The sequence below is a fragment of the Dokdonia sinensis genome, assembly GCF_003688895.1.
In the GTDB taxonomy this organism is placed as follows: Bacteria; Bacteroidota; Bacteroidia; order Flavobacteriales; family Flavobacteriaceae; genus Dokdonia; species Dokdonia sinensis.
In genome coordinates, this window is record NZ_REFV01000041.1 from 1 (window position 1) to 1,137 (window position 1,137).

1 protein-coding gene is annotated in these 1,137 nt (G+C 45.5%); it reads right to left on the reverse strand.

The features are described 5' to 3' along the window. The coding region (locus tag EAX61_RS16320; RefSeq protein ID WP_121918774.1) for a transposase at positions 1-1,093 on the reverse strand (1,093 nt) is incomplete at its 3' end. Positions 1,094-1,137 lie beyond the last annotated feature (44 nt).

A 1,137-nucleotide genomic window follows, 5' to 3' on the forward strand; every position in this document is an offset into this window, starting at 1 on the left:
GGATCACCTCTGCTGCAGGGCAGATGTAATGGTCTTGCTCCTTGACATACGTAAAGCCATCTGGACCACCTTTGTAGGTGCCGTGAGGCGGTATATACCCAGCGATACCCTTAGACTCTAGAAAAGCATAGTTCTCACCACTAGAATAACCTGTGTCTGCAAGCACGTTTTCCAGTTTAAATCCTTGCCTCCATAATCGACGCTGCAAGCGGTTTACAATATCTGGAAGGTACTGGCTATCCTTACCATCTGCGTGGTAGGCTTTTATGTCTGTGATCACGTGGTGGGCAGTATCTACACTGAGCTGGCTGCTATAGTTGAGTTTGCGTGCCTTGCCGGGCTTAACGCTTATCCTCGCATCGGGATCTGTGGGAGAATAATGGGTCTTGTTACTGGTGTAGCGACTTCCCTTATTTTTGGCGCCGGGACGCTGGTCTTGATTTCTACTCCAGTTCTTCTGACGACTGGCGATGCTCTTGAGTTCGGCATCACTAGCGGTGATCGTTTGTGTGTCAAGGCTTGCCTTATCTACTTTGGCCTTTCTAAAAACTTCTTTATCACGATGGCTGATGTGACGTATCTCTGCCAGATGGGCGTCCAGATCGCTCTCGGGTACCTTGAGCTCAAGACTGTCCATAGATGCATTTGCCTTGACAGGAGCACCGTCAATAGCCTGTGTACTACCCTTTACCATTCCCTGGTCTACACACATCGTAAAAACGTGCGTAAATACTTCTTCAAAAACAGATTCTGGAAACAGTTGCCGTGTACGGCTAATGGTAGAATGCCAAGGAAGTGACTCATCAATGTCATAACCTAAAAAGTATAAGATATCTAACCGCATACTAGCGTGCTCGATAAGCTTGCGGTCACTGATGATATTCTCCAAGTAACCTACCAAACAGAGTTTAAAGAACACCACAGGATCAATACTCTGCTGACCGCTATGACCATAGTACGCACGTGTCTTATCATAAAGAAAGTCCAGATGAAGTACAGAGCGCAACCTGCGATAAAAATTAAACTCTGGAACACGATCACTTAACTGGAAACTATTAAAAAGTTTTTCTTGATATACCTTCTTGCCTTGCATACCATGAAATTACCTATTTTTAGGGAGTTGTGCAACAGGCACAA